This window comes from Microlunatus elymi (assembly GCF_007362775.1).
GTDB classification, from domain to species: Bacteria; Actinomycetota; Actinomycetes; order Propionibacteriales; family Propionibacteriaceae; genus Microlunatus; species Microlunatus elymi.
Map to the genome: position 1 here is coordinate 4,593,072 of NZ_CP041692.1, position 24,076 is coordinate 4,617,147.

Annotated in this window: 24 protein-coding genes; 8 read left to right on the plus strand and 16 right to left on the minus strand. The window is 66.1% G+C overall.

Going from position 1 to position 24,076, the window contains the following annotated elements; genetic code table 11:
- Nucleotides 1-117 precede the first annotated feature (117 nt).
- From FOE78_RS20955 to FOE78_RS21000, 10 genes are all read right to left on the minus strand, one after another.
- Nucleotides 118-2,208, minus strand: coding sequence for a dipeptide ABC transporter ATP-binding protein (locus FOE78_RS20955; protein ID WP_143987986.1), 2,091 nt, complete (start codon nucleotides 2,206-2,208; stop codon nucleotides 118-120).
- Nucleotides 2,205-3,146 carry an ABC transporter permease gene (locus tag FOE78_RS20960; protein WP_143987987.1) on the minus strand — a complete coding sequence of 314 codons (942 nt, stop codon included), beginning with the start codon at nucleotides 3,144-3,146 and terminating at the stop codon, nucleotides 2,205-2,207. Before FOE78_RS20960 ends, FOE78_RS20955 begins: the two co-directional genes overlap by 4 nt.
- 1 nt (nucleotide 3,147) lies before the next feature.
- Nucleotides 3,148-4,128 carry an ABC transporter permease gene (locus FOE78_RS20965; RefSeq protein ID WP_143987988.1) on the minus strand — a complete coding sequence of 327 codons (981 nt, stop codon included), beginning with the start codon at nucleotides 4,126-4,128 and terminating at the stop codon, nucleotides 3,148-3,150.
- A 371-nt stretch (nucleotides 4,129-4,499) separates the two neighbouring features.
- Nucleotides 4,500-4,886, minus strand: coding sequence for a thioredoxin (gene trxA, locus FOE78_RS20970; RefSeq protein WP_143987989.1), 387 nt, complete (start codon nucleotides 4,884-4,886; stop codon nucleotides 4,500-4,502).
- 152 nt (nucleotides 4,887-5,038) lie between these two features.
- Nucleotides 5,039-5,812: a class I SAM-dependent methyltransferase gene (locus FOE78_RS20975; protein ID WP_143987990.1), complete on the minus strand. Its 774-nt coding sequence runs from the start codon at nucleotides 5,810-5,812 to the stop codon at nucleotides 5,039-5,041.
- A 37-nt stretch (nucleotides 5,813-5,849) separates the two neighbouring features.
- Entirely contained in the window at nucleotides 5,850-6,545 is a 696-nt protein-coding gene (locus tag FOE78_RS20980) for a metal-dependent transcriptional regulator (protein WP_143987991.1), read from the minus strand.
- Nucleotides 6,546-6,769: 224 nt separating this feature from the next.
- Nucleotides 6,770-7,615 carry a class II fructose-bisphosphate aldolase gene (locus FOE78_RS20985; RefSeq protein WP_143987992.1) on the minus strand — a complete coding sequence of 282 codons (846 nt, stop codon included), beginning with the start codon at nucleotides 7,613-7,615 and terminating at the stop codon, nucleotides 6,770-6,772.
- Nucleotides 7,612-8,721, minus strand: coding sequence for an N-acetylglucosamine-6-phosphate deacetylase (gene nagA, locus FOE78_RS20990; protein WP_143988993.1), 1,110 nt, complete (start codon nucleotides 8,719-8,721; stop codon nucleotides 7,612-7,614). The genes FOE78_RS20985 and nagA overlap by 4 nt, the downstream gene beginning before the upstream one ends.
- A 59-nt stretch (nucleotides 8,722-8,780) precedes the next feature.
- On the minus strand, nucleotides 8,781-9,737 hold the full coding sequence (locus FOE78_RS20995; protein WP_143987993.1) for an ROK family protein: 957 nt from the start codon (nucleotides 9,735-9,737) through the stop codon (nucleotides 8,781-8,783).
- Nucleotides 9,738-9,762: 25 nt separating this feature from the next.
- A complete protein-coding gene (locus tag FOE78_RS21000; RefSeq protein WP_228265925.1) occupies nucleotides 9,763-10,659 on the minus strand; it encodes an SIS domain-containing protein in 897 nt (298 codons plus the stop codon).
- Between the two features lie 144 nt (nucleotides 10,660-10,803).
- On the opposite strand from FOE78_RS21000, the gene FOE78_RS21005 reads away from it, so the two are divergent.
- The 6 genes from FOE78_RS21005 to FOE78_RS21030 all read left to right on the plus strand — a co-directional run bounded on the left by FOE78_RS21005 (nucleotide 10,804) and on the right by FOE78_RS21030 (nucleotide 15,123).
- A complete protein-coding gene (locus FOE78_RS21005) occupies nucleotides 10,804-11,574 on the plus strand; it encodes a DeoR/GlpR family DNA-binding transcription regulator (RefSeq protein WP_143987995.1) in 771 nt (256 codons plus the stop codon).
- 395 nt (nucleotides 11,575-11,969) lie between these two features.
- Nucleotides 11,970-12,227, plus strand: coding sequence for a type II toxin-antitoxin system Phd/YefM family antitoxin (locus FOE78_RS21010; RefSeq protein ID WP_143987996.1), 258 nt, complete (start codon nucleotides 11,970-11,972; stop codon nucleotides 12,225-12,227).
- On the plus strand, nucleotides 12,224-12,607 hold the full coding sequence (locus tag FOE78_RS21015; protein WP_143987997.1) for a type II toxin-antitoxin system VapC family toxin: 384 nt from the start codon (nucleotides 12,224-12,226) through the stop codon (nucleotides 12,605-12,607). Before FOE78_RS21010 ends, FOE78_RS21015 begins: the two co-directional genes overlap by 4 nt.
- Nucleotides 12,608-12,725: 118 nt before the next feature.
- The gene (locus tag FOE78_RS21020) at nucleotides 12,726-13,541 is read left to right on the plus strand and encodes a phytanoyl-CoA dioxygenase family protein (protein ID WP_228265926.1); all 816 of its coding nucleotides are present in this window, start codon (nucleotides 12,726-12,728) and stop codon (nucleotides 13,539-13,541) included.
- A gap of 7 nt (nucleotides 13,542-13,548) precedes the next feature.
- The gene (locus FOE78_RS21025) at nucleotides 13,549-14,478 is read left to right on the plus strand and encodes an AraC family transcriptional regulator (protein ID WP_143987998.1); all 930 of its coding nucleotides are present in this window, start codon (nucleotides 13,549-13,551) and stop codon (nucleotides 14,476-14,478) included.
- A 3-nt stretch (nucleotides 14,479-14,481) separates the two neighbouring features.
- Nucleotides 14,482-15,123, plus strand: a complete 642-nt coding sequence (locus FOE78_RS21030; RefSeq protein WP_143987999.1) for an acVLRF1 family peptidyl-tRNA hydrolase — start codon at nucleotides 14,482-14,484, stop codon at nucleotides 15,121-15,123.
- A gap of 1,420 nt (nucleotides 15,124-16,543) precedes the next feature.
- On the opposite strand, the gene FOE78_RS21035 is transcribed toward FOE78_RS21030, so the two are convergent.
- The 5 genes from FOE78_RS21035 to pdxH all read right to left on the minus strand — a co-directional run bounded on the left by FOE78_RS21035 (nucleotide 16,544) and on the right by pdxH (nucleotide 20,966).
- A complete protein-coding gene (locus FOE78_RS21035; RefSeq protein WP_143988000.1) occupies nucleotides 16,544-16,858 on the minus strand; it encodes a hypothetical protein in 315 nt (104 codons plus the stop codon).
- A 12-nt stretch (nucleotides 16,859-16,870) separates the two neighbouring features.
- A complete protein-coding gene (locus FOE78_RS21040; RefSeq protein WP_143985362.1) occupies nucleotides 16,871-18,178 on the minus strand; it encodes an ISL3 family transposase in 1,308 nt (435 codons plus the stop codon).
- A gap of 118 nt (nucleotides 18,179-18,296) precedes the next feature.
- Entirely contained in the window at nucleotides 18,297-18,689 is a 393-nt protein-coding gene (locus FOE78_RS21045; RefSeq protein WP_143988001.1) for a hypothetical protein, read from the minus strand.
- Nucleotides 18,690-19,629: 940 nt separating this feature from the next.
- Entirely contained in the window at nucleotides 19,630-20,184 is a 555-nt protein-coding gene (locus FOE78_RS21055; RefSeq protein ID WP_143988003.1) for a GtrA family protein, read from the minus strand.
- Between the two features lie 101 nt (nucleotides 20,185-20,285).
- Nucleotides 20,286-20,966: a pyridoxamine 5'-phosphate oxidase gene (pdxH, locus tag FOE78_RS21060; protein WP_228265927.1), complete on the minus strand. Its 681-nt coding sequence runs from the start codon at nucleotides 20,964-20,966 to the stop codon at nucleotides 20,286-20,288.
- A gap of 81 nt (nucleotides 20,967-21,047) precedes the next feature.
- Between pdxH and serC the strand changes: the two genes are divergently transcribed.
- Nucleotides 21,048-22,178, plus strand: a complete 1,131-nt coding sequence (gene serC / locus FOE78_RS21065; RefSeq protein ID WP_143988004.1) for a phosphoserine transaminase — start codon at nucleotides 21,048-21,050, stop codon at nucleotides 22,176-22,178.
- Here serC and FOE78_RS21070 read toward each other — a convergent pair.
- Nucleotides 22,154-23,185 carry a hypothetical protein gene (locus tag FOE78_RS21070; protein ID WP_143988005.1) on the minus strand — a complete coding sequence of 344 codons (1,032 nt, stop codon included), beginning with the start codon at nucleotides 23,183-23,185 and terminating at the stop codon, nucleotides 22,154-22,156. The genes serC and FOE78_RS21070 overlap by 25 nt on opposite strands.
- Before the next feature lie 222 nt (nucleotides 23,186-23,407).
- Between FOE78_RS21070 and FOE78_RS21075 the strand changes: the two genes are divergently transcribed.
- Nucleotides 23,408-24,067, plus strand: coding sequence for a DUF7691 family protein (locus tag FOE78_RS21075; protein ID WP_143988006.1), 660 nt, complete (start codon nucleotides 23,408-23,410; stop codon nucleotides 24,065-24,067).
- Nucleotides 24,068-24,076: the final 9 nt, after the last annotated feature.

A 24,076-nucleotide genomic window follows, 5' to 3' on the forward strand; every position in this document is an offset into this window, starting at 1 on the left:
CTGGGGTTGCTGTTCTCAACTCATCACTCGATAGCCAGAACCTTTCCCCCGGGCTGCACCGGACGGAGCACCCGAGAACGCGCCTCGTTGCCGCAGGCTCGATCTTGATCTGCATGGTCAGCGCCAGTGGCACGCATTGGTATGGACCCCCTCCGTTCCGGTGAGCAGTGGTGTTTCCTGCCGGCAGCGGACTTGTTTGTCCTCCGGCAGCGTCTGGTAGAGCGGGCAGCGGGAAACGAACCGGCAGCCCGGAGAGTTGTCGATCGGACTGGGCAGGTCGCCGGTCAGCAGGATCCGTTCCCGGGTCCGTTCCTTGACCGGATCCGGCAGCGGGATCGCCGACAACAACGCCTGCGTGTACGGGTGTTGCGGATTGTCGAAGACCGCGTCGATATCGCCGTACTCGACGAACTTGCCCAGATACATCACCGCGACCCGGTCGGCGATGTGGCGAACCACCGACAGATCGTGGGCCACGAACAGGAACGAGATGCCGAGCTTGGCCTTCAACTCGTCCAGCAGGTTGATCACGCCGGCCTGGATCGACACGTCCAACGCCGACACCGGCTCGTCCAGCACGATCAGCTTCGGATTCGTCGACAACGCCCGCGCGATCCCGATCCGCTGGCGCTGACCACCGGAGAACGCCGCCGGGAAACGATCACTGTGCTCGGGATTCAACCCGACCAGGCTCATCAGTTCCTCGACCCGGGCGTCCACCTCGGACTCGGAATGGGCGAAGGCCCGCAGTGGCTCGGCGATGATGTCGAACACGGTCAGCCGCGGGTCGAGAGCGCCCATCGGGTCCTGGAAAACGATCTGCAGATCACGGCGTACGTTCCGGGTCTCCCGGCGGCCGAGCTCGGTGACACCGCGTCCGCCGACCTCGATCACGCCGCCGTGCTCCGGGGCCAGGTCCATGATCTCCAGCAGCGTGGTGGTCTTGCCGCAGCCGGACTCGCCGACCAGCGCCATGGTCTCGCCCTCGCGGATGTCGAACGACACCCCGTTGACGGCGTACACGGTGCCGACCCGACGCTTGATCACCGCCCCCTTCAACAAGGGGAACTGCTTGACCAGGTTGTCCACCTTCAGCACCGCCGGACGCTGTTCGCGCGGCACCGCCGCCAGTTCGCCCTCGGGGATCTGCGGCACCGGATACACCGGCTCGCCGTGGATCATCCCGCCGGCGTCGATCTCGTCGGCACGGATACACGCCGCCACGTGCGGAATCCCGAGTTGATCATGACCGACGGACGGGTCGACCATCCCCTTCGGCGGCACCGGCAACAACTCCGGATCCACCGAGAAACACGCCTCGATCGCGATCGGACACCGATCGGCGAACCGGCACCGCTCGGGCAGATCGATCAAGATCGGCGGATTGCCCTTGATCGGGATCAACGGCTCCTTCTCCGCCTTGTCCGCCCGCGGAATCGCTGCCAGCAAGCCGATCGTGTACGGCATCCGCGGCTCGGCGAACGTCTCGTACACCGGCGCCTGCTCCACCGGCCGACCGGCGTACATCACCACCACATCATCGGCGGTGCCGGCCACCACACCCATGTCGTGGGTGATCATGATCACCGCGGCCCCGGTCTCCTCCTGGGCCCGCTTCAACACCTGCAGGATCTGCGCCTGGATCGTCACGTCCAGCGCCGTGGTCGGCTCGTCGGCGATGATCACCTTCGGGTCGTTGGCCATCGCAATTGCGATCACCACCCGCTGCCGCATCCCCCCGGAGAACTCGTGCGGGAACGACTTCATCCGCGACTCCGGCTGCGGAATGCCGACCAACCGCAACAATTCCACCGCCCGCGCTGCGGCCTGCCGCTTCGTCATCGTGCCGTGGATCGTCAACGCTTCGATCAGTTGATCACCGATGGTGAAGACCGGCGTCAGCGAGCTCAACGGATCCTGGAAGATCATCGCGATGTCGCGACCGCGGATCTTCGACATCTGCTTGTCGTCGAGGTCCAGCAACTCGCGATCACCGAGCTTGATCGACCCGCGGATCCGCGCGGTCTCGGCCAACAGACCCATGATCGCCATCGAGGTGACGGACTTGCCCGAGCCGGACTCGCCGACGATGCCGAGCGTGCGCCCCGGCATCAGGTCGAAGGAGACTCCGTCGACCGCGTCCACCCGGCCGGCCTCGGACGGGAAGCTGACCCGAAGGTCACGAACAGAAAGTACGGGGTCGGTCATGCCTGCCCTCCCGCCGCCGAGGTCGGATCCAGCGCATCGCGCAGACCGTCGGCGACCAACGCCATCGACACGGTGAGCAGCGTCAAGGCCGCAGCCGGGAAGTAGAACAGCCAGGGCGCACTGGTGATGGTGTCCGCGCCGCCGCCGATCAACGAGCCCAGCGACACGTCCGGCGCCTTCACGCCGAACCCGATGAACGACAGGCTGGTCTCGGCCAGCACCGCGCCGACCACGCCGAGGGTGAACTGGATGATCAACAACGAGCCGATGTTGGGCACGATGTGCCGCAGCACCACCTTGAAGCCGCCGACGCCCATGTAGCGCGACGCCCGGACGTAATCCCGTTCCCGGATCGACAAGGACAGCGTCCAGACCACCCGAGCAGGGAAGAACCAGTTGATCAACAACAGGATGATCGCGATCACCAGCCAGTTGCCGCCGGAGCTGTTGGAGAACAGCGCCAAGATCAAGAACGCCGGGACCACCATCAGGAAGTGGATCACCGCGAGCACAACTCGCTCGTAGTAACCGCCGAAGTAGGCAGCGGTGGCACCGATGATGGCGGCGATGATCGTGCTGCCCGCACCGACGATCAGAGCAATGATCAAGGACCGCTGCAGACCGTGCACGACCTCGGCGTACAGATCGTTGCCGGCGTCGTTCGTGCCGAACCAGTGGTCGGCCGTCGGGCCGGTGGACAGGTTCATGAAGTCGGTGGCGAGATAGTCGTGCTTGGCGAACAGGCCACCCAGGATGGCGAACAACGCCAGCAGGACGAAGATGAACAACCCGGCCACCGCGGGCCGGTTGCGGACGAAGCGCCGGGTGTAGAGGGCACGCCGGGAGAGCCTGCGCCGGCCGACCGCGGCCGGAGTCGCTTCCTCGGTGTGGATCTCGGGATCGCGCAGGTCGCCGTTCTCCAGATCGGTCAAGCTCATCTCAGCTCACCCGCACTCTCGGGTCGAGGGCCACCACGGCGATGTCGGCCAGCACCGCGCCGACGGCCGTCATCAGCGCACCGAAGGCAGCGACCGCAACCACACCGTTGACGTCCATCTTGTTGATGGTGTCGATGAAGTACTTGCCCATGCCTTCCCAGTTGAAGATGGTCTCGGTCAGCACCGCGCCGGTGAACAGCGCCGGGATCGAGAACGCCACCTGAGTGGCCACCGGGATCAGCGACGGACGCAACGCGTGCTTGCGAATCGCATGCGACTTGGTCAGACCCTTCGCCCGCGCCATCCGGACGTAGTCGGCCGAGATGTTGTCCAGCAACAGCGACCGCTGCAGCATCTGGGTGGACGCGTACTGGGTGATGATCAACACGATCGTCGGTAACGCCAGGTGCTGCAGGATGTCCGGAATCGCCGCCAATCCGTGCACATCGGCTGATCGAGATCCGGTGACGTAGAAGACGCGATGCCCGACGGCCTGATTGAACTTGATCGCCAGCAACACGATGCCGAGACCGGCCACGACCACCGGGATGTTCAGGGTGATGATGGACAACGCCTGGTTGATCCGGTCGGCCGGCCGGTACTGCCGCGACGCGGCGTACACACCGAGACCGATGCCGATCAGCGTGTAGAGAATGAACGCGCCCATCATCAACTCGGCGCTGACCGGGATGCGGAAGGCGATCTGCCCGTTCACCGGATCCCCGGTCGGGCTGTTGCCCCAGTCCCAGTGCAGCACGATGCCCTTGATCCACACCCACCAGCGTTCGAAGATCGGAACCTTGTCGTTCAAATTGTTTGCGTCCAACAACGCATCCACCTGCGCCTCCGGCAGCGGCGGGCGCCGACCGACGTACAGCGAACGGGGATGCAAAAAGAAGTTGGCCAGGAAGTAGGTGATGTTGGTAGCGATGATGATCATCAGCAGCCAGCCACCGACTCTGCGCAGCAGGTACTTGACCACTTACCGAATCCTCCAGGGAATTGGCCGCGGCGACCCCTCGCTCGCGGCTGCGGCCGAGCCGACGTACTCGTCCGCCGAAGGACGGTAACTCACAAACCCGCGACGCAACAAAACGCCCCCAGGAGCCGATGCTCCTGAGGATGTGGTTTCTGGGGCGCTCGATGCGCCAAAACGTTGCGAATCCACGCGGGTTGCCCTCCAACTGATGCCATCCCCGCGTGACTATAGACGGCAGTTTCGCCGGGTTCACTCAGTTCGGTTCGCAGGACAGTCACAGTGTTGCAACAGTCCGAGTACGGAATGGTTTCGGGCAGCGCAAAGGGCCCGCCCGGTAGACCGGACGGGCCCTTCGGTGGCTCGGAGCGCCGGGGTCAGCCCTCGGGCTGCTCGCCCTGCTCTGCCTTCATCTTCTCGACCTGGGAGTGGACCTCGGCCATGTCCAGACCCTTGACCGCGGTGACCACCTCTTCCAGCGACTGCGGCGGCAATGCGCCGGCCTGGTTGAAGACCAGCACCCCCTCGCGGAAGGCCATCAGGGTCGGGATGCCCTGGATGCCCAGTGCGTCCCGCAACTCGGCGTTGGCGTCGGTGTCGAGCTTGGCGTAGACCACGTCCTCGTGCTTGTCGGAGGACTTGCTGAAGACCGGACCGAACTGCCTGCAGGGACCGCACCACTCGGCCCAGAAGTCGACCAGCACGATGTCGTTCTCGGTGATCGTCTTCTCGAACGTGTCGGCGCTGATGTCGACCGTTGCCATAGCCTGACTCCTCCATCGTCGCCCGGGCGGGCGGCGTACTCGATTGATTGGGTTCACTCGATCGGTGACGTCTTGGGCAACGTCACGCGGCGGTCGACTATTCCGTTCTGCTACTTGATCGCGACGAGGCTCTACTTGATCGCAACAAGGCTCTACTTGATCGCGACGAGTCGACGCATCGGGATGGCCAGTTCGAACGGGCCGCGGCTGCGGACCCGGTCCTCCAGATGCTCGATCGCCGATTCCACCCGGGACCAGCGGGTCTCCGGCAGGTACAACGCCGACATCACGGTCTCCGCGTCGGCCCGCGACGTCACCCAGAATCCGTAGCGCTGCCGCGCGTCCTCGACCCGCCGCATCCCGCACCGGATCAGCGCCTGCTTGAAGCCCGCCACCTCGACGTTGCCGGGGAACTGCGGTTTGGTGTGCAGCCGTGCGGTGACCCGGGTCAGCACCCGCAGGTCTCGCGGCGCGATCCCGCGCAGCGCCGGCGCGATCGCCGCCAACACACCACCGGGCCTGAGCACCCGGGCCACCTCGGCCAGCACCCGGTCGAGTTCGGGCACCACGATCAGCCCGAGCGAGGCGGTCACCGCGTCCACCGAACCGTCCCGCAGCGGCAGCCGCCGGATGTCGCCCTCGATCCACGGTCCGGGGCTGCGTTCGGCGGCCAGCTTCAACTCGGCCGCGGAGATGTCGATGCCGATCACGGTGCGATCCGGGGCCGCGAGTTCGCGCGACATCGCACCGGATCCGCAGGCCAGATCCAGCACCGTACGGACCGGGCCGGAGATCGCTCGGGCCAGCCAGCGGTACGGAGTGTGGTCGCCTGCCGTCGCCTGCGACAGCACGGCCTCGACCGCACCGGGCCGGCGGGTGTGGAAGTCAGCCAGGTAGCTTTCCCAGTCCACCTCGTCGCCGGCCATCAGCTCCTCCTGGCTCGTCGTCGAGCCCAGCTCGTGGTCACGCCTTGCTGACGAACAGGTGGGCGGCGGAGGCGCGATCGACCTCGCAGGCGACGCCCTCGGTCGGCGTCAACACCACCCCGAGTCCGCCGCTACCCGCCTTCACCTCGACGCCGGGCTTGATCCCGGCCTCGCGCAGGGTGGCCATCAACTCGACGTCCTTCTGCAGTTCCTCACCGATCCGGACCAGCCGGGTCCGGACCTCGACACCGGACTCGTCGACCGCGTCAGCCAGCGGCTCGTTGCCCTCGCGAAACGACTCGACCTGCTCCCGCACGCCGAGCTCTTCCATGCCCGGGATCGGGTTGCCGTAGGGCGACAGCTGCGGCGCCTTCAGCAGCTCGATCAGATGCTCCTCGACCTCCTCGGAGATCACGTGCTCCCAGCGGCAGGCCTCGTCGTGCACGAGCTCCCACTCGAGCCCGATCACGTCGGTCAGCAGCCGTTCGGCCAGCCGATGCTTGCGCATCACCCGGGTGGCCCGTTCGCGGCCGAGCTTGCTCAACTCCAGATGCCGATCGCCCTCGACGTGCAGCAGACCGTCCCGCTCCATCCGGGCCACCGTCTGGGACACCGTCGGGCCGCTGTGGTGGAGTCGCTCGGCGATCCGCGCCCGCAGCGGGACGATGCCCTCCTCCTCCAGTTCGAAGATGGTCTTCAGGTACATCTCGGTGGTGTCGATCAGGTCTCGCACGTCGCCATCTCCTGACTGGTGGGGGCCGCCGACCGTACGGCAGAAATCTGGAACGATGCAAGATTATCTTGCATCCGCCGATTTGCGGCGTCGCGAGCGGCGCCAGACGGGTGTGCTGGCAAGGCGCCGCTGCGAAGGGCTACCGGGCGTAACGCGAGCGGCGGCAACGCCGCCAGCGCGCCCGTATGGGGCCGCGCAGCAGCCGGAAATCGGCGGATGCAAGATTAGTCCACGGGCGCCCCGTGCAGCATCCCCAGCAGACGCGCCACCTCGGCGGCCACCGCGTCCCGGGCCGGGCCGAGATACTTGCGGCTGTCGACCAGCTTCGGATCGTCGCCGAGTAGGTCCCGGACGGTGCCGGTGAACACCACGTTCAGGTGGGTGGCGATGTTGATCTTGGTCATCCCGGCCCGGACCGCGCGGACGATCTCGTCGTCGGGGACGCCGGACGATCCGTGCAGCACCAGCGGCACCGGGACCGCGGCCTTGAGTTCGGCGATCAGCGCCAGATCGAGTACGGCGGTCCGGCTGGTCATCGCGTGCGAGGAGCCGACCGCGACGGCGAGCGCGTCCACCCCGGTCGCCTCGACGAACTGCCGGGCTTCTTGCGGCTCGGTCCGCGCTCCCGGTGCGTGCACCCCGTCCTTGCCGCCGACCTCGCCGAGCTCGGCCTCGGCGTCGATCCCGGCGCGGTGACAGCGGAGGACGACGTCGGCGGTGGCGGCGACGTTGGCGTCGTAGTCCAGCTTCGAGCCGTCGTACATCACCGACCCGAAGCCGAGCGCGATCGCCTGGTCGACCAGCTCCTGATCGTCGGCGTGATCGAGATGGACGACCACCGGTACGGCCGCCGACCGCGCGATCGACAAGGTGGCCAGGGCGATCGGCTCCAGGCCGCGGTGATACCTGACCGCGTTCTGGGAGATCTGCAGCACCACCGGCAGACCGGCCTGCTCGGCGCCGGCGACGTGCGCCTCCGCGTGCTCGATGCTGAACACGTTGAACGCACCCACTCCGGTGCCGTCGGCTGCGGCCGGCTGGAGCAGGTCGGTGAGTCGGGCCAGGCTCATACCTCGTCCTTCCTTCTTTGCCACTCGCTCTGCCACTGACCGCCGGCCATCACCTGGAGCAGGTTTCCTTGATCATCGACGACGGCCAGGTCGGCACGCTTTCCGGACTCCAGTCGGCCGACGTCGTCCAGGCCGTGGGTACGGGCCGGGGTGGTCGCCGCCATGGTGGCGACGTCGGCAATCGGCAGGCCGAGGGTCTGCACGCAGAAGGCGACCGCGCCCTGCATGGTCAGCGTCGAGCCGGCGATCGAACCCTCACTGCCGTCGGTGGTCTGCAACCGGGCCACCCCGTCGCTGACCCGGACGTCCAGCCCGCCGAGCCGGTAGTCGCCGTCGGACATCCCGGTCGCCACCATCGCGTCGGTGATCAGGGCGACCCGGTCCGGACCGGCCGTCCGGATCGCCATCCGTGCGATCTCGGGATGCAGATGCACGCCGTCACAGATCAACTCGACGGTGGCCCGCGGATCGGTCAACAACACCGGCACCGGACCCGGCTTGCGGTGATGGATCGACGGCATCGCGTTGAACAGGTGGGTGACGACGGTGGCGCCGGCGTCCAACGCATCCAGCGTCACCCGGTCGTCGGCGGTGGTGTGGCCGATCGCAACGGTCACCCCGGCGGCGACGAAACGGCGGACGGCATCGAGCGCACCCGGCAGTTCGGGCGCGATGGTGATCATGGAGATCCGGCCGTCGGCGGCGGTCAGCAGCCGGTCGACGGCGCTGGGATCCGGTACCTGCAAGAGATCCGGATCGTGTGCGCCGCGCTTGGCGGCCGACAGGAACGGCCCCTCCAGGTGGATGCCGGCGATCTCGCCGGCGACCAGCAGCGGCGACAGCGTACGAAGTTGATCTTCCAGGGTGTCCAGCGAAGCCGTGACCAGGCTGGCGAAGATGCTGGTGCTGCCGTGGCTGCGAGCAAACGCCGCGACCCGGCGTACCGCATCGGGATCCTCGGTGGCCAGGTCGTCCCCGCCGCCGCCGTGGGTGTGGGTGTCCACGAAACCCGGCAGCACCCAGCCGTTGATCAACTCCGTCGAGCGTTCCTGATCGGGGACGTACGGCTCGACGGCTTGGATCCTCGACCCGTCGATGATCAACATCGCGTCCTCGAGCACCCCGTCCGGGGTGACCAGCTTGCGACAGCGCAGTCGTCGAATGCTCACGACGGCACGCTATTCCAGCCGAGCAGCCCGGCGCCGACCATGCCGGCCTGACTGCCGAACGCGGAGATGATCAAGGACGGCCGGCGTTGGAAGGTGAGTCGACGGTCGAACTCCTGCTCGATCCGTGGCAGCAGCAGGTCCGCGGCTCCGGACAGCCCGCCACCGATCACGATCGTCTCCGGGCCGAACAACGTCACCGCGATCACGAATGCCTCGGCCAGCGCCGTCGCGGCCAACTCGAACGCCGACTGCGCCGCATGATCACCGTTGCGGGCGGAGGCGGCGATCTCCTCCGCGCTCGGCACCCGGTCGAAGTTGGTCACGCGGGTGTAGTTGCGGACCACTCCGGCCGCCGAGGCGACGATCTCCAGGCAGCCGATGCCGCCGCAGGCACAGACCAACTCGCCGGCGGCCGGGACCGGGGTGTGGCCGAGCTCGCCGGCGTAGCCGTCGGCCTCCAGCAACCGGCCGTCGACCACCACGGCGGCGGCGATGCCGGTGCCGAGCGGCACGAAGAGCAGATTGCTGCTCCCCCGAGCCGCGCCGAGCTGCCATTCGGCCAGCCCGGCGGTCCGGACGTCGTGCCCGATCGCACCGGGCAGCCCGAGGCGCTCGGTCAGCGGTCCGGCGACCTCGACCTCGTACCAGCCGATGTTGGGGGCGGCGATCACGGTGCCGGATTCGGAGTTGATGATGCCGGGCACGATCACACCGAAGCCGACGACCTGCTGCGCCGGCCGGGGCGCCTCGGCTTCGACGAAGGCGGCGATCTCGTCACCCAGCCAGCTGACCGTGCCGAGGCCGCCGTCGCCGTCCGGGCCGGCGGTGATCTTGGTGGGCACCTTCGTCTCGGCCAGCACCGTCGCGTTGCGGTCGATCAGGCCGATCTTGGTGTAGGTGCCGCCAAGATCAACAGCGGCCACCAGCGGGGTCGGTTCGGATTCTGTTGTCATGATCAACTTCCGGCAGGACGCGCGGTCAGGAGGAGAGGACGACGGAGCGGGTGAGGTTGCGCGGCTCGTCGGGATTGCCACCCAGCTTGAGCGCTCGGGCCACAGCCACCCGTTGTGCCAGCACCAGATCGACCAGCGGATCAAGATCATGATCAACGAATTCTGCACCGGTCGCGGCGACCTGATCGGCCAGACCGGCCGGGGCCTCGCCGAACACCCAGGTCAGTCGACCGGGCTGGGCGATGCTGATCGGGCCGTGCCGATACTCCATCGCCGAGTACGACTCCGCCCAACTGGAGGAGGTCTCGCGGAATTTCAGCGCGGCCTCGTTGGCGATGCCGATGCTCCAGCCCCGGCCCAGGAAGCTGATCTGCTCGGCATCGACATGGCGCTCGGGCAAGTCGGCCTCGACCGCGGCCCGGCAGGCATCGACGATGCCATCGGGCACCAGGCCGAGTTGTCGGCGGAACAACATCAGCGCGGTGGTGGCGAAACGGGTCTGCACCACCGACGTCTCGTCGGCGAAGGACAGGTCGATCACCTCGTCGGCCGCATCGACGATCGGCGTGTTCAGGTCGGCGGTCAGCGACACCGTCGGCGTCCTGCCCTTCACCTGCTCCAGCAACTCGATCACCTCGGTGGTGGTGCCGGAGCGGGTGATGGTGACGATCCGGTCGTAACTGCGACGCAGCGGGGTCTCGGTGGCGGTGAAGGCGTCGGACTCGCCGAGCCCGGCCGCTTCCCGCCAGGATGCGAGCACCTGGCTGACGAACCAGGACGTACCGCAGCCGACGAACGCGACCCGTTCGCCGGTCCTGGGCAGGCGATCGGCGACCTGGGCGGCCAGGTCGACGGCCCGGGACCAGGTCTCGGGCTGAGAAGCGATCTCTGCGGTGACGTACTGGCCGGGCGCTGTGACCACCGGGTCCTCCAGGGATGTCGTACGGGATGAAAGTCCCGCTCGAACGGATGAATTGTGCTTATTTCCTACGCAAACAAGCAGATATGAACATATCATGCTGGGAACCCGCCGGGGTCCGAAAAGCCCGCGGGACAGGAGGCAACGATGACCCGAGCCGAGCGGTTGACCGCCCTTCTCGAGCGACTGGTCGAGAACGGCAGGATCGACGTCGAGCAGACCGCTGATCATTTCGGCGTTTCCGCGGCGACCATCCGCCGCGACCTGGATCATCTTGCCGATCAGCAACTGTTGTCCAGGACGCACGGCGGCGCCGTCCCCAATGCCACCAGCTACGACCTGCCGATCCGCTACAAGTCCACCAATCGGGCAGAGGCGAAGACTCGGATCGCGCAGCGGGCGGTGGAAATGCTCTGGCCCGGCTGCACGGTGGCGATGAACGGCGGCACCACGACCGTCGAGATCGCCCGCGCGATCCCCACCTCGGCACCGCTGCGCGGCGGCGTCACCGTGGTGACCAACGCGATCAACATCGCCACCGAGCTGACCGTCCGGCCGTTCATCAAGATCGTGGTCTGCGGCGGGGTCGCGCGGCCGCAGAGTTACGAATTGGTCGGGTCGCTGGCCTCGGAGACGCTGAGCCAGCTGACGCCCGATCTGTGCTTTCTCGGCGCGACCGGGATCGATGCGGACGCCGGTGTCAGCACCAACGACGAGGCGGAGGCCGCGATCAACCGGATCATGGTGACCCGGGCCAAGCAGGCCTTCGTGGTGGTCGATGCGACCAAGTTCGGCGAGGTCGGCTTCTCCCGGATCTGTCACCTGTCGGAGGTGACCGCGGTGCTGACCGACACCGACGCCGATCCGGATCAGGTCAAGCGGATGCGGGCGTCCGGCGTCGAGGTGATCCTGGCCTGACCGGTGATCCCGGCCTGAAAAGGCGCCGGGAGAAATCCATTGACCGGGGTGGGTCGGCCGACCTAGCGTGGGCCGCACACGGAAAGGAGGTGGTCCGAAGGATGTATGACTTACGGACAAGTGAGGTGACGGCTAGCTAGCCGCCCCAGGACAGGTCAGCTGGATACGTTCCAGCGCGGATGACTGGCCCGAGCGGCCGGCGAATCCACAGCCAACACCCGAACCCGCGAGCGCCGGATTTGTCCCCCGGCCGCGTACCTCCACCTCCTACGAGGAACCGATCCTCATGTTCGGTTGGGTACGACGACCAGCTCGCGGGTTTGTCCTGCCCGGGATGCCTGGTCGCCGCTGCATTTTTAGATAGCACTTGTGCTACTTCGGAGTAGGGTGGCGCCATGAGCATCCACGTCGGCCTACGCGAACTACGCCAGAATGCCTCCGAACTTGTCCGGCGCGTGGAAGCAGGAGAAGACATCACGGTCACAGTTGCCGGCCGGCCGGCGGTGCACTTGGTGGCCGCTGCCGGCGTCACCAGTCCGTGGCGCACCTGGGATCAGGTCGCGGACCTGTTCAATGGCCCAGCGGACACTGCGTGGGAACATGACCGGGAGCGGCTCGACGACCTTCCACAAGATCCCTGGACAGTCGCATGAGGGCAATCCTGGACACATCCGTGGTCATCGCCACCGATGTCGCGCCCCTGGACGGTGAACTAGCGATCAGCGCTATCACGTTGGCCGAGCTTCACTTCGGAGTGCTGATTGCCACCGACCTAGCTACCCGAGCCGAACGACTGCGCCGACTGACGATCTTGCAGCGCCGGTTTGACGCACCGTTGCCCGTTGACGAGCCTGTCGCCGACAGCTACGGCCGACTCGCCTCTGCTGTAGTCGATGCCGGCCGGCAGCCCCGGCGTCGCAACATGGACTTGTTGATCGCTGCAACCGCGCACGCCCACTCCGCCCGCTTGTACACCCGCAACCCGGACGACTTTCGGGGGCTCGAGGACCTCGTCGAGGTCACCGAGATCTGACGGTTCACGCGCATGTCCGGGTCACCGCCGGTGTTCGTCCGCATCACCCCTGGCCGGGGACTCCCGCAATCCGTAGCGTCGCTGTCACACGGCAACCGCTCCAGGAGAGTTCTTGATCATGACCACCACCGACGACGTCGTACCGCTGACCGATCTGACCGCGCCGGCACCGCACTATTCCCCTGACCAGCTTGAGATGTACGCCGCCGCGTACGCGGAGCAGGGCTTCGTCAAGGTGGACGGCCTGCTCGGTCCGACCGAGGCGGCCGCGTACCGGAGCGAGACCCATCGGCTGCTTGCCCAGCTCGCCCGCGACGACGACCCGACCTGGGCTTCGGCGGCCACGGTGTCGATGGGCGCGACCACGCATCTGAAGCACCTGCACGACGCGCAGTTCTACTCGGCCGCGTACTCCCGGCTTCTGGTCGATCCGCGCTTCACCGAGGTCGCAGCGGCCGTGCTGGGCACCCCCAATGTGCAACTGCATCACACCAAGGCATTCGTGAAGCCGCCGGAGAACGGGTCGCCGTTCCCGATGCACCAGGACTACCCGTTCTTCCCGCACACCCATCACCGGGTCGGCGCGGTGATCTTCTTCTTCGACGACGCGCCGGTCGAGCGCGGGTGCCTGCGAGTAGTCCCCGGCAGCCATCTGGCCGGGCCGCGCAAGCATGACGAGACCGGCGGCTATCACCTGCCCGAGGTGCCGATCGAGGACGCGATCGACATTCCCGCCAAGGCCGGCGACGCGATCTTCTTCCCCTACCTGACCGTGCACGGCTCGGGTGTGAACGTGAGCGACGAGATGCGGACCACCTGGCTGGTGCAGTTCCGCGATCCGGCCGATCCGCCCGCGATCAAGGCCCATGATCATTCGCTCGGCCAGGGCATGATCTTGACCGGGATCGACCCGACCGGACGCCAGGGGGCATGATCACCGGGTGACTTCCGACCTCGCCGCGCCCGGCACCGCCTTGGCGGAGATCGCTTCGGCGGGCGCGATCGTCCGGTTGCCCGGACTGCTCGATCACTGCCGGGTCGAGGGATTCGAGGCCGACTTCACCAGTTGGGGCTTCTACGAACCGGAGCCATGGCGCAACTACTGGCACCGTCACTCCTTCTACGAGGTGTGCCTGTGCTACGCCGGCACCGGGCGGTTCAGCCACGGAGACGACGAGTACACCGTCGGGCCGGGCCAACTCTTCCTGGCCCGGCCGGGCGTGGTGCACGAGATCGAGTCGGACCCGGATGATCCGCTCGGGATCGCCTTCTGGGGCTTCGGTCTGCTGGCTCGATCGTCGGCGCCGCGGATCGGCAGCCGGGGTTGGTGGACCGGCCTCGACACCGGTCCGGTGGTGTCGAGGAGGCTCGGTTCGATCCCGGCGTTGTTGTCGGCGCTGGCCACCGAGGCGGACCGGCCTCGGTCCGGCCATCGCGGACTGTGCCGGTCGCTCGGCGCGGCATTGATCATCGAGACCGGCCGGGCGTTCGCCGACGATTCGGTGATCGAGGTGACGCCGGTGAGGCAGCAGCCGGGGCAACAGGCGTACGCGTTGATGCATCGCTACCTGCGGGACAATCTCGCCCGGCCGATCACGGTACGCGAGGTCGCGGCCGCGGTGCATCTGTCCCAGCGCCACGCCGAACGGTTGTTCATCGACAACGGGGGCCGGCCGATGATGGCGACGCTACGCGAGTTGCGGATGGCGTCCGCGGCCCAGCTGTTACTGGAGGACCGCACGGTGACCGAGACCGCGGCCCAGGTCGGCTACGGCGACCTGCCGTCCTTCCGGGCGGCCTTCCGGAGTCGATACGGCCAGTCACCGGTGGAGTTTCGCCGGACCCGCGGCACCAGACACGAGGCCGACTGAATCGTGGCCGCCGAATCACGCAAGATCAGCATCGAACGCTCCCGGCTGCTCCGCTGGCTGCAGAATTTCGCCGTCCGGCACGGCGAGCCGAGCGCGACTCTTCATGATCAACAACTCGCGCTGGCGGCACCCGACGGTGCCGAGGCCATGATCACCGTCCCGTTCCCGCCGTTGTCCGAGTCGACCGGATCGCTGCAGCAGCGGCTGGTTGATCATGTGCTGCTCGATCGACGCGTCGGGGTGATCTTGGTCCGCCGCGGCGGCTTCGGAGTCGGCCTGTTCGACGGCGATCGGCTGCTCGGACACAAGACCGGAACCGGTTACGTACAAGGGAAAACCAAGGCCGGCGGTTGGTCCCAGCAGCGCTATGCGCGACGCCGTGACAATCAGGCGCGGCAGCTCTATCAGAAGGCGTCGGCGGCCGTTTCCGAGCTGCTGCTGCCCGCCGTCGATGATCTTGCCGCGGTGGTCGGCGGCGGCGACCGCGCCGGCGTACTGGCGGCTCTCGAACCCGCCGAACTGACTCCGATCAAGGAGCTCCTGCAACCGCGGCTGCTGCCCGTCCCCGATCCTCGGCTGCGGGTGCTGGAGGAGTTTGCCGATCAGTTTCTCGGCGTCGAGATCGAGCTCAACGAGCTCGCTTGATTGTTGTGTTCCGTATGTCGCCATCTGACCCATCAGATCGGCCAGTAGCGGCTCGGGCCACCGCAGAACTTCGGACAACCTACCCAACACGGAAGAAAAGTCCACTTTCTCACGTGAACGCCTCGTCATCACGAATTCCCTAACGAAACGAACACTCGCGGCGGCGAGCATTCGACGGCATTTAGAGTCGCGATCGGCCGGGTCGGCCGGAATCCGCAGTCAATCGACCGCAGACACGCCCGTTCGTAGCAGTGAATACCAGTAGGCGTTAGTACGACTAGCTACAGAACTTGTTCGCAGAGCAGTCGATAATTACACCGCCGCCTCCACTGCATGAATCACACATATGCCTCTGAACTGCTTGCGCTTCTGCGGCACCGAGGCTGCCCAGTAGAATTAGCGCAGTCGCCACCGAGACACCACATGCGCGAACATACTTGCGCATCTTCCGATGACCTTTCGTACTCTTGCCACTCGCGTACTTTCGCTGAACGTTAACGTAATACGGGAGATTGTCAAGAGGCCTACGATCTCGCGCTGCCTTCAGGAATGTGGCTCGTAGGCTCGGCAATCACTGGAGAACGTCCAACGACGCGTTCACCCGATCGCTAGCCGGCTACCGGCCCGTCGATCCGTGGATGGCAGCCGACGCCAGCGCCTTCGAAGCTTATGGCTTGTGTCCGATCAACTGTGTGCAACTCAGGTCTGATCTGACTCTCGAGAGATCCTGTCCGCGCAGGGCGACGGTGAGAACCAGATCTTCCATCAGGGTCCGCTGATCTGGTCATCCTATCGCCCTCGGTGGCGCGCCCGCGAGCAGAGGAGTCGGTACGCAGGGGCAACCACAAATCAGGGCGGTGCCCCGGCGCTTCTATCCGCTGGCCAACCCAAGGCGCCGTGAGATTCGAGAGAGAGGCCTTACGTCGCCTTGGCCCAGGTATCCCCTGGATCTACATGCGACCCGTGTACCCCGCCGGAACATGCAGACCATCCGTTGAGACCAGTTGTATAGACCTCGGGCGATCCGGCGTGGTCGCCCGAGGAAAACCAACGGAAACGGCGCAGCTGTCGATATTGCAGCGCACTGTCCAACCGTCGTCGCCCTCCGACATGAGCCCGGTAACGGGCGCACCATCGACATAGACAATCACTTCCACGTCAGACGGGTCCATGTTGATCGAACCGTGGCGCATTTCAACCGAATATGTGCATTCGGCGATTTCCCCCTCAGGTAGACCGTGTTGCCGGAGGCGGCCCGAGCCATGCACTCGGACCACTGAGTCGAGGACTGCAACCACTTCGTCAGGCCCAGTGAGATACCAGCGCAAACCAGAGGCAATCTCGTCCTCTACGGGTACAGGAACCCTGTACAGGGCGTCGAAGTGCTCCAGCAAGAACTCCTGCACCTGCCGTCGAGACCTCAGATCCCGCAATGGATATCCTCATCAAATTTGTCGTAGGCGGAAGCATGATACTCCGTGCCGCCTATGGCCAATGACCCCTGGGTGTTGGTCCTGAAGCCCGAGAGGTTCGTGTTGTTGCAGTTCCAGTGGTACTCAAGCACCGCGCTGGTCTCGCCAGTGTAGTTCGCAGTCTTGCCGGCGACTTGCTGTGAAATCCGCGTTGTGTGATGGATCAGATAGAGCTGTGACGTCATCGTTGCAAACTGGAATGTTGTCTTGCAGGCAGTCATGTTGCTGCTTTCAACGTATCCAGCGTCATTGAAGATGTACACATAAAGGGCTCTTCAGAATCGACGGTGTAGTTGGGGTCTGAATCCTCCGGCTTCGAGCAGGCTACGGGCGATGTAGTTGGTGAGGTTGCGGAATCCGAGGGCGGAGCCGCGGAGGTGTTCGAGGCGGCCGTTGATCGCTTCGGTAGGTCCGTTGGAGGTGTGGGGCCGGTCGAAGTAGGCGATCACGTCAGCAGCGCGGCGTTTCAGGGTGCGGCCGAGTTTGCCGATCTCGACCAGCGCGGCCGGAACGTTGTCGGAGATCGCGTCGACGACTCGTTTCATGATCATCTTCCCGGCCGTCCGGTCGGGCGCCCGGTAGGCAGCGATCACCTGTTGGTAGATGCCCCAGGTCACTTCGACCTCGACATGCCGGTCGGTGGCGAACAGGTTGGCCAGTCGGTCACGTTGTTTGTCGGTGAGGAGATCTTGCCCGGTGAGCAGGGTCCGGCGGGCACTGTAGAGAGGATCACCCTTGCGGCCGCGGTGGCCCAGAGTTTGCTGCTGGACCCGTTGCCGGCACTGTTCCAACGCGTCCCCGGCCAGGCGGACCATGTGGAATGGGTCCATCACGGTGACCGCCTCGGGTAGTTCCTCGGTGGCCGCGGTTTTGTAGCCGGTGAACCCGTCCATGCCGACGACCTCGATCTGGTCGCGCCAGGCTTGTGGTCGATCGTTCAGCCAGGTCTTGAACACCTGCTTGGAGCGGCCCTCGATCATGTCCAGCAGCCGCGCGGGTCCCCTCCGATCCCGCACCGGCGTCATGTCGATGATCACGGTGACGAACTTGTCCCCGTGGCGGGTGTGCCGCCAGGAGTGTTCGTCGATCCCGATCACCCGCACACCGTCGAACCGGGCCGGATCATCAATCAAGACCCGCTTGCCTTCGGCCAGGATCGCGGTGTTGGCGGTGTTCCATGACACCGCGAGTCCTTCGGCGATCCGGGCCACCGTCAGGTGCTGACACACGATCCCTTCCAAGGCCCACCGCAAACCAGCTCGCGACAGTTTGGCTCGTGGTTCGGCCGCCCGGCTGGTGTCTTGGCGCCACACATGCCCGCAGCCCGTACAGCGGTACCGGCGGACCGTGACGACCAACGTGGTGGGCCGCCACCCGAGCGGCTCGTGCGCCAGCCGCCGCACCACACTGTCGCGGGCAATGCCCTGACAGCCGCAGCGGTGACACCAATCATCAGCATCGACGACCCGGCAGGCCAGCTCGGCCCGGCCGGCTTCGAGCCGCTGACCGACGACCTGAAGCCCGAGCGCGTCGAGCCGGCAGAACGTGGTCAGATCAGGGCACTGGAAGGTAGCGTTGTGCAACGTCGGGGTCTTTCCGATGGGCCGGTGTGAGAACCTCCATCATCGAAAGACCCCGACACCCACCAGCTCACCGACGCGCCGCCACTCGAGCGCGTTTGATCACATCCCAGCTACACCCTCAACTGCGAAGAGCCACATAAAGGCCACAGCCACTGGGGAATGCCATCGGCGAAACTCCGCCTGGGGTCGCCGAAGATGCCGGCGTATAGTTTGAAACTGACAGTGCGACTTCTGTTCCCCCGAGCTTGATCGAGGACTCCAGCTTCTTTGTTGCCCACTCTTTGACAACAGGATCATCCATGGCTTGGATCTGCGCCTGAACTTTGTCGATGCTCGACGACGTTTCCGGGGATGCGTGGGCTTCCTGAGGAAACATCCTGGCGAGGATGCTCACCGAGATGAAGGCTGTGAGAAGCAACCCACGACTGCGCAGCGATTTCTTGAGTTGGACTCCTTCGTCCGTCGTTTCTTCGGTTCTTGCTCTTGCATTCACCAAAGTGCGCAAAAACACTTCTCGACACCATGTCGAGATACCCGAGGAGGCCCTTTTTTCGATGGGCCTTTGCTATGTAAGGGCAAATGTTGGCGAAGCTATGGTTCGACGTCAATCTCCTCCTCAGGCTGGACTCAGCTTCAGAGCGTGATTCGGCCTCGTCGCGCCATCGCTCCGCGTCCTCACCAGGCGATCGTTCAGTCAGGGACGCTCTTGAGATCAGTTGGGATCAACGACGCCGGTCAACCGAGTCGATTGAGGACCCAAGGTCCAGCGACGTGATTCAGCGACTCGTTCGCCTGTCCCGGTTGTGATGGGTCGACCGATTCCACTGCGCCCGTAGGGGCAACCAATGTCATGCCTGACATAGCGAAGCACTGGTAGTAATGCCAGCCAGGCGGGATGCCCGGCCAGATCTGCTTCGCGAACGGCACAGCAGCGATCGGCAGGGACGTGCACCGAGTGCGGCGCACAGCGCGAGCCGACCCCACATGCTCCAGGATCTGACGCCGGCCATTGCGCTTCTCCACGACAGCTATAGCGCCCGACGCGGTCTTCACCTTCCGCACAAATGGGGCCACCCCGCAGGCTATCCGTCCACCCATTAGTGCCCCAGACCAGCACACTTCCCAGCCTCTGATAAGGCCCTCTAACCCGCCCAACCCGACAAATTCGACTCAACTGTGCACCTCAGGATCAACATCGCCCCGTTACCGATCAGCGCCCAACCCCGAATCGACGCCGACACCGAAGCCATGATGAACAAGATCACCGACCCTCCGCGGCACTAAAACCACGATCAGTTGTGCAAGTCAGCTCCGACCCTGCGTCCAGGTTCAGGTTCTAACGACAACTGGCGGGGGCGAGACCGACGCATGGTTCGACTGCTTAAGGGAAGGCCAGTCCAGGCAGAGTAGCCGTTGGATTTGTTCTGTTCCAGCCGACCTGTCATCCACTCTCAGCGGGTGATCGACTTCTGCTGGGTCTTGCCGGCGACGGCGGCTCGATCGGTGGCGGGTGCCAGTGGCGCGGTGGAGTTGCTGCCGCGGAAGACCCACAGTCGCATCATCAGATACAGGTAGAGGCCCTCCACGCAGGCCGAGATGATCCGAGCCACCTGATACTGCACGCCGATCACGTCCAGCACGGTGGAGAAGCCGAGGATCCAGATCAGGTAGTTGCTGACGACGACCACCAGCTGCTTGCTGGACTGCTTGGCGATGTCGCCGTGGACCTGGAAGTTGAGCCAGCGGTTGAGGATGAAGTTGGCGACGCTGGCCACCGTGTAGCTGAGCGTCACCGCGATCGGGTACGGGACGTGCACGCCGCCGTGCAGCAGCGTCAGCATGCCGATGTCGATTCCGAAGCCGGTCAGCCCGATCATCGCGAAGCCGATCCAGGTGATCGGGATCCAGCTCAGGAATCGTGGCAGCAGGCCGTGCAGCCACACAGTGAGCCGGGAGTAATGTTCGGCGGCGCTGGCTCGCGCCGGCTGTTTGATCCCCGACAACACGGGATCATCCTTCCACCGCAACACAAACCCTTCACAGCGGGTATCCAGTGTCCGGCCTCAGCGGCAACTCACCATTGCCCGTTCGGTCGGATCCCGGGTGGTCACGGCGCGACTCGGGTGATGGTCCAACCGGTGCCGGTCCGGCGGTAGAGCAGCCGGTCATGCATCCGGCTCGGCTGTCCCTGCCAGAACTCGATCGTCTCGGGCCGGATCCGGTAGCCGCCCCAATGCTCCGGTCGCGGCACGTCGGCGCCGTCGAAGCGGCGCTCGGCCCGGGCGTACGACTCCTGCAGCTCGGTCAGTGATCCGACCTCGCTGGACTGGGCCGAGGCCCAGGCGCCGAGCTGCGAACCCCGCGGCCGGGTGGCGAAGTAGGCGTCAGAGTCGGCCACCGGCAACCGTTCGGCCACGCCCTCGATCCGGACCTGCCGCTGCAGCGGATACCAGCCGAACAGCAACGCGGCGTGCGGGTTGGCCTCCAACTCGGCGCCCTTGCGGGAGTTGTAGTTGGTGAAGATCACGAAGTCGCCATCCGTCACCGCCTTGAGCAGGACGGTGCGCGAACTCGGCCGGCCGGTCGCGTCGACGGTACTGACCACGACGGCCGTCGGCTCCGGCAGCACGCCGCGTTCCTTGGCCGCGAACGCGTCGTCCATCCACCGGTCGAACAACCGGTACGGGTCGGCCGGTGCGGTGGCCTCCAGCAGATGATCACCGGAGTAGTCGATCCGTTCCGCGGCCAGGTCGTGCGCATCGTTCATGTCGGCCAGTCTTGCAGCCATCACCGACACCACCGGAGGGACCGACGGGCGAGGCGTGGGAACCGGTCGGGGCCGTGGCGGTGACGATGAAAGAATCAGCCCGTGACCGATCTCGTCATCCCTGCTGAGCTGCTTCCCGCCGACGGCCGTTTCGGCTGCGGCCCGTCCAAGATCAGGCCCGAGGCCTTCGCTGCGTTGGCCGCGGCCGGCCGGCTGCCGATGGGCACCTCCCATCGCCAGGCTCCGGTACGAGATCTGGTCGGTCGGGTGCGTGCCGGACTGGCCGAGCTGTTCGACCTGCCGGACGGCTATCAGGTGGTGCTCGGCAACGGCGGCTCCACCACCTTCTGGGACGTCGCCGTCAGCTCGCTGATCCGCAACCGCAGCGCGCACGGCAGCTTCGGCGAGTTCTCGGCCAAGTTCGCCGCAGCCGCGGCAGCAGCTCCGTACCTGGACGAGCCGGTGCTGACGTCCGCACCGATGGGATCGGTGGCGCTGCCCGAACCGACCGACGGCGTGGACGCCTACGCCTGGGCGCACAACGAGACCTCGACCGGGGCGATCGCACCGGTCCGGCGCATCGTCGCCGATGATGGCGGCGGCAAGCCGGCGCTGACGGTGGTCGATGGCACCTCCGCCGCAGGAGGGGTAGAGGTCGACATCAGCCAGACCGACGTCTACTACTTCGCCCCGCAGAAGAATTTCGGCTCCGACGGAGGGCTGTGGATCGCCCTCTGCTCCCCTGCGGCCCTGGAACGGGTCGCCGAGATCGCAGCGACCGACCGCTGGATCCCGCCGACGCTGAGCCTGGCCACTGCCGTCTCCAACTCGGCCAAGAACCAGACCTACAACACGCCCGCGGTCGCCACCCTGATCCTGCTCGCCGAGCAGTTGGACTGGCTGAACGGCAACGGCGGCCTGTCCTACGCGGCCGGCCGGACCGGCGAATCCGCCCGCCGGCTGTACGCCTGGGCCGAGGCGACCGACGGAGCTACCCCGTTCGTCCAGGACCCGGCCCTGCGCTCACCGGTGGTAGGCACGATCGACTTCGCGCCCGAGATCGACGCCGCATGGCTGGCGAAAACCCTGCGCAGCAACGGAATTCTGGACACCGAGCCGTACCGGAGCCTGGGCCGCAACCAGCTGCGGATCGGCATGTTCGCCGGCATCGAACCCGACGATGTCAGCGCCCTGTGCGGGGCGTTGGATTATCTCCTGGCGCGGGCGAAGTAGACGCCGGCGGCGGCGACCACGGCGACCAGACCGGCCAGCCCGATCGCACCCCAGGTCCCTCGCCGGCCGGGACCGGAGGTGTTCTCCACGTCGGTGTCCTGCGGAGCCTCGCTGCGCCGGGCCGTCGCGCTCGGCGTCGGCGTCGGGGTGGCGCTCTCGGCCGGCGGTGAGGCGCCGGCCGACGGGGCCTGTCCGACGCTCTGCGGAATCGGCATCGAATAGACCGCCGAGTCCTTGCCCTCGCTGCCGACCAGCAGACTCTTGCCGTCCAGCGAGGTGGTGATCGACTCGCCCTGCGGCTGGAACGGTGTCGCCGCCTGAGCGACCACCTTGTAGTCCTGGCCGGGATCGACGATCTTGACGTCGACATAGCTGCGCAGCGCCATCCGGCCATCGGCGAGGAACGTGCCGTCGGTCACGTACGGCGGTGCGTCGGCGACCCGGGTCAGCTGGTTGACCTGCTGCCGGGACGGGTCCTTCGGAGCCCGGTAGATGCCGCCGTCGGCGCCCTTGGTGACGATGTAGATCCGGCCGGTGTCCTTGATCAACAACGCTTCGGCGTCGTGGGCGCCGTCCGGGTAGGCGAAGTCGTAGGCGTGATAGAGCACGGTGCCGTTGTCGGGCGCCGGATTGGACAGTTCGTAGACGGTGACGAAGTCGCGTTTGCCGTCGTTGTCGCCGATGTCACCGATGTAGAGCGAGCCGTCGTGATAGGCGACCGCCTCGACGTCGGTGACCTGCGCACGAAAACCGAGCGTCCCCCGGACCTGGCCGGACTCGTTCAGCGCGAACGCCCGGGCCTCGTCGCCGGAGTCGTTCACGGTCCAGTAGAGGCCCTGGTTGGTGTCGGTGGCCAGGCCGCTGGATTCGCTGATCCGCGCGTCGCTGATGGTGAAGACGGGCTGGTCGTCCGCGTACGCCGGTGCAGCGGCCCAGCCCGCCAGCAGCAACCCGACGAGCAGCAACCCGATCAGTGCGGGCAACGGGCGCGCCGGACGCGCGCTCACCCGGCGTGTGCCTGGTGCTGGGATCGGCAGCACTCGTGTTCCCCTCGTCAGCCCGACTCGTCGACGGCGACCGACCCTACTACGAGAGGGCGCGGACGATGGCGGCCACAACGACGACGGCCACCAGGAGAAGCAGAAGTCCCGTGACGATCAGTTGCCGGGACTTGGTGTTCATACCGCGAGCCTATAGCCGGTGCCGCGCGGGTGAATTAGGTTGAGCCCATGGGCGAGCTACGGCTGTACGCCATCGGGATCGAGGAGGTCCGCAGCATGTTCGGCGCCCCGCCACAGTGGGCGGAGCGGCTCCGGCAGCAGGCAGTCGTCGCCCTGGCTCCGCCGCACACCGCCGATCATGGCGGGCTGTTGTCCAAGCTCGGGCCGATCTTCCGCCGACCTCCCGGGACGCCGGTGCTGGACCCGGACGATCCGGTGCCCGCAGATCTTGAACGGATCCTGGCCGGTGCGTTCGTACCGGCCGAGCGGAGGGCGGCCAGCTGGCGGCTGCTGGAGTTGTTGATCAAGGAAAACGCCTGGGGTTTCACCAGTCTGTCACTGCACGGTGAGAAGCTGGACAGCCTGGATTTCGCGCTCGCGCGTGGTGGGGTGCATGCGGCCGCCGGCCTGCGGCACCTGCTCAGCAGCCACACGGAATTGCCGCTGATCGCACCCCGCGGGCTGCTGGTCGGTTTTCAGTCCGGCGAGGAGGCCACCTGGATGGCCGACTCGTATCGGCAGGCGATCGACGAGATCGAGGACGGCGACGACCGCGAACGGGTCTATGCGCTCGCGAACTGGCTGGACGGCTTCAGCCATTGGGCCGATGTCGCACCGACCTTGCAGCGCCCGGCACCCGATCTGATCGGCTTTTGGGGTGTGACCTGATTGGCCACG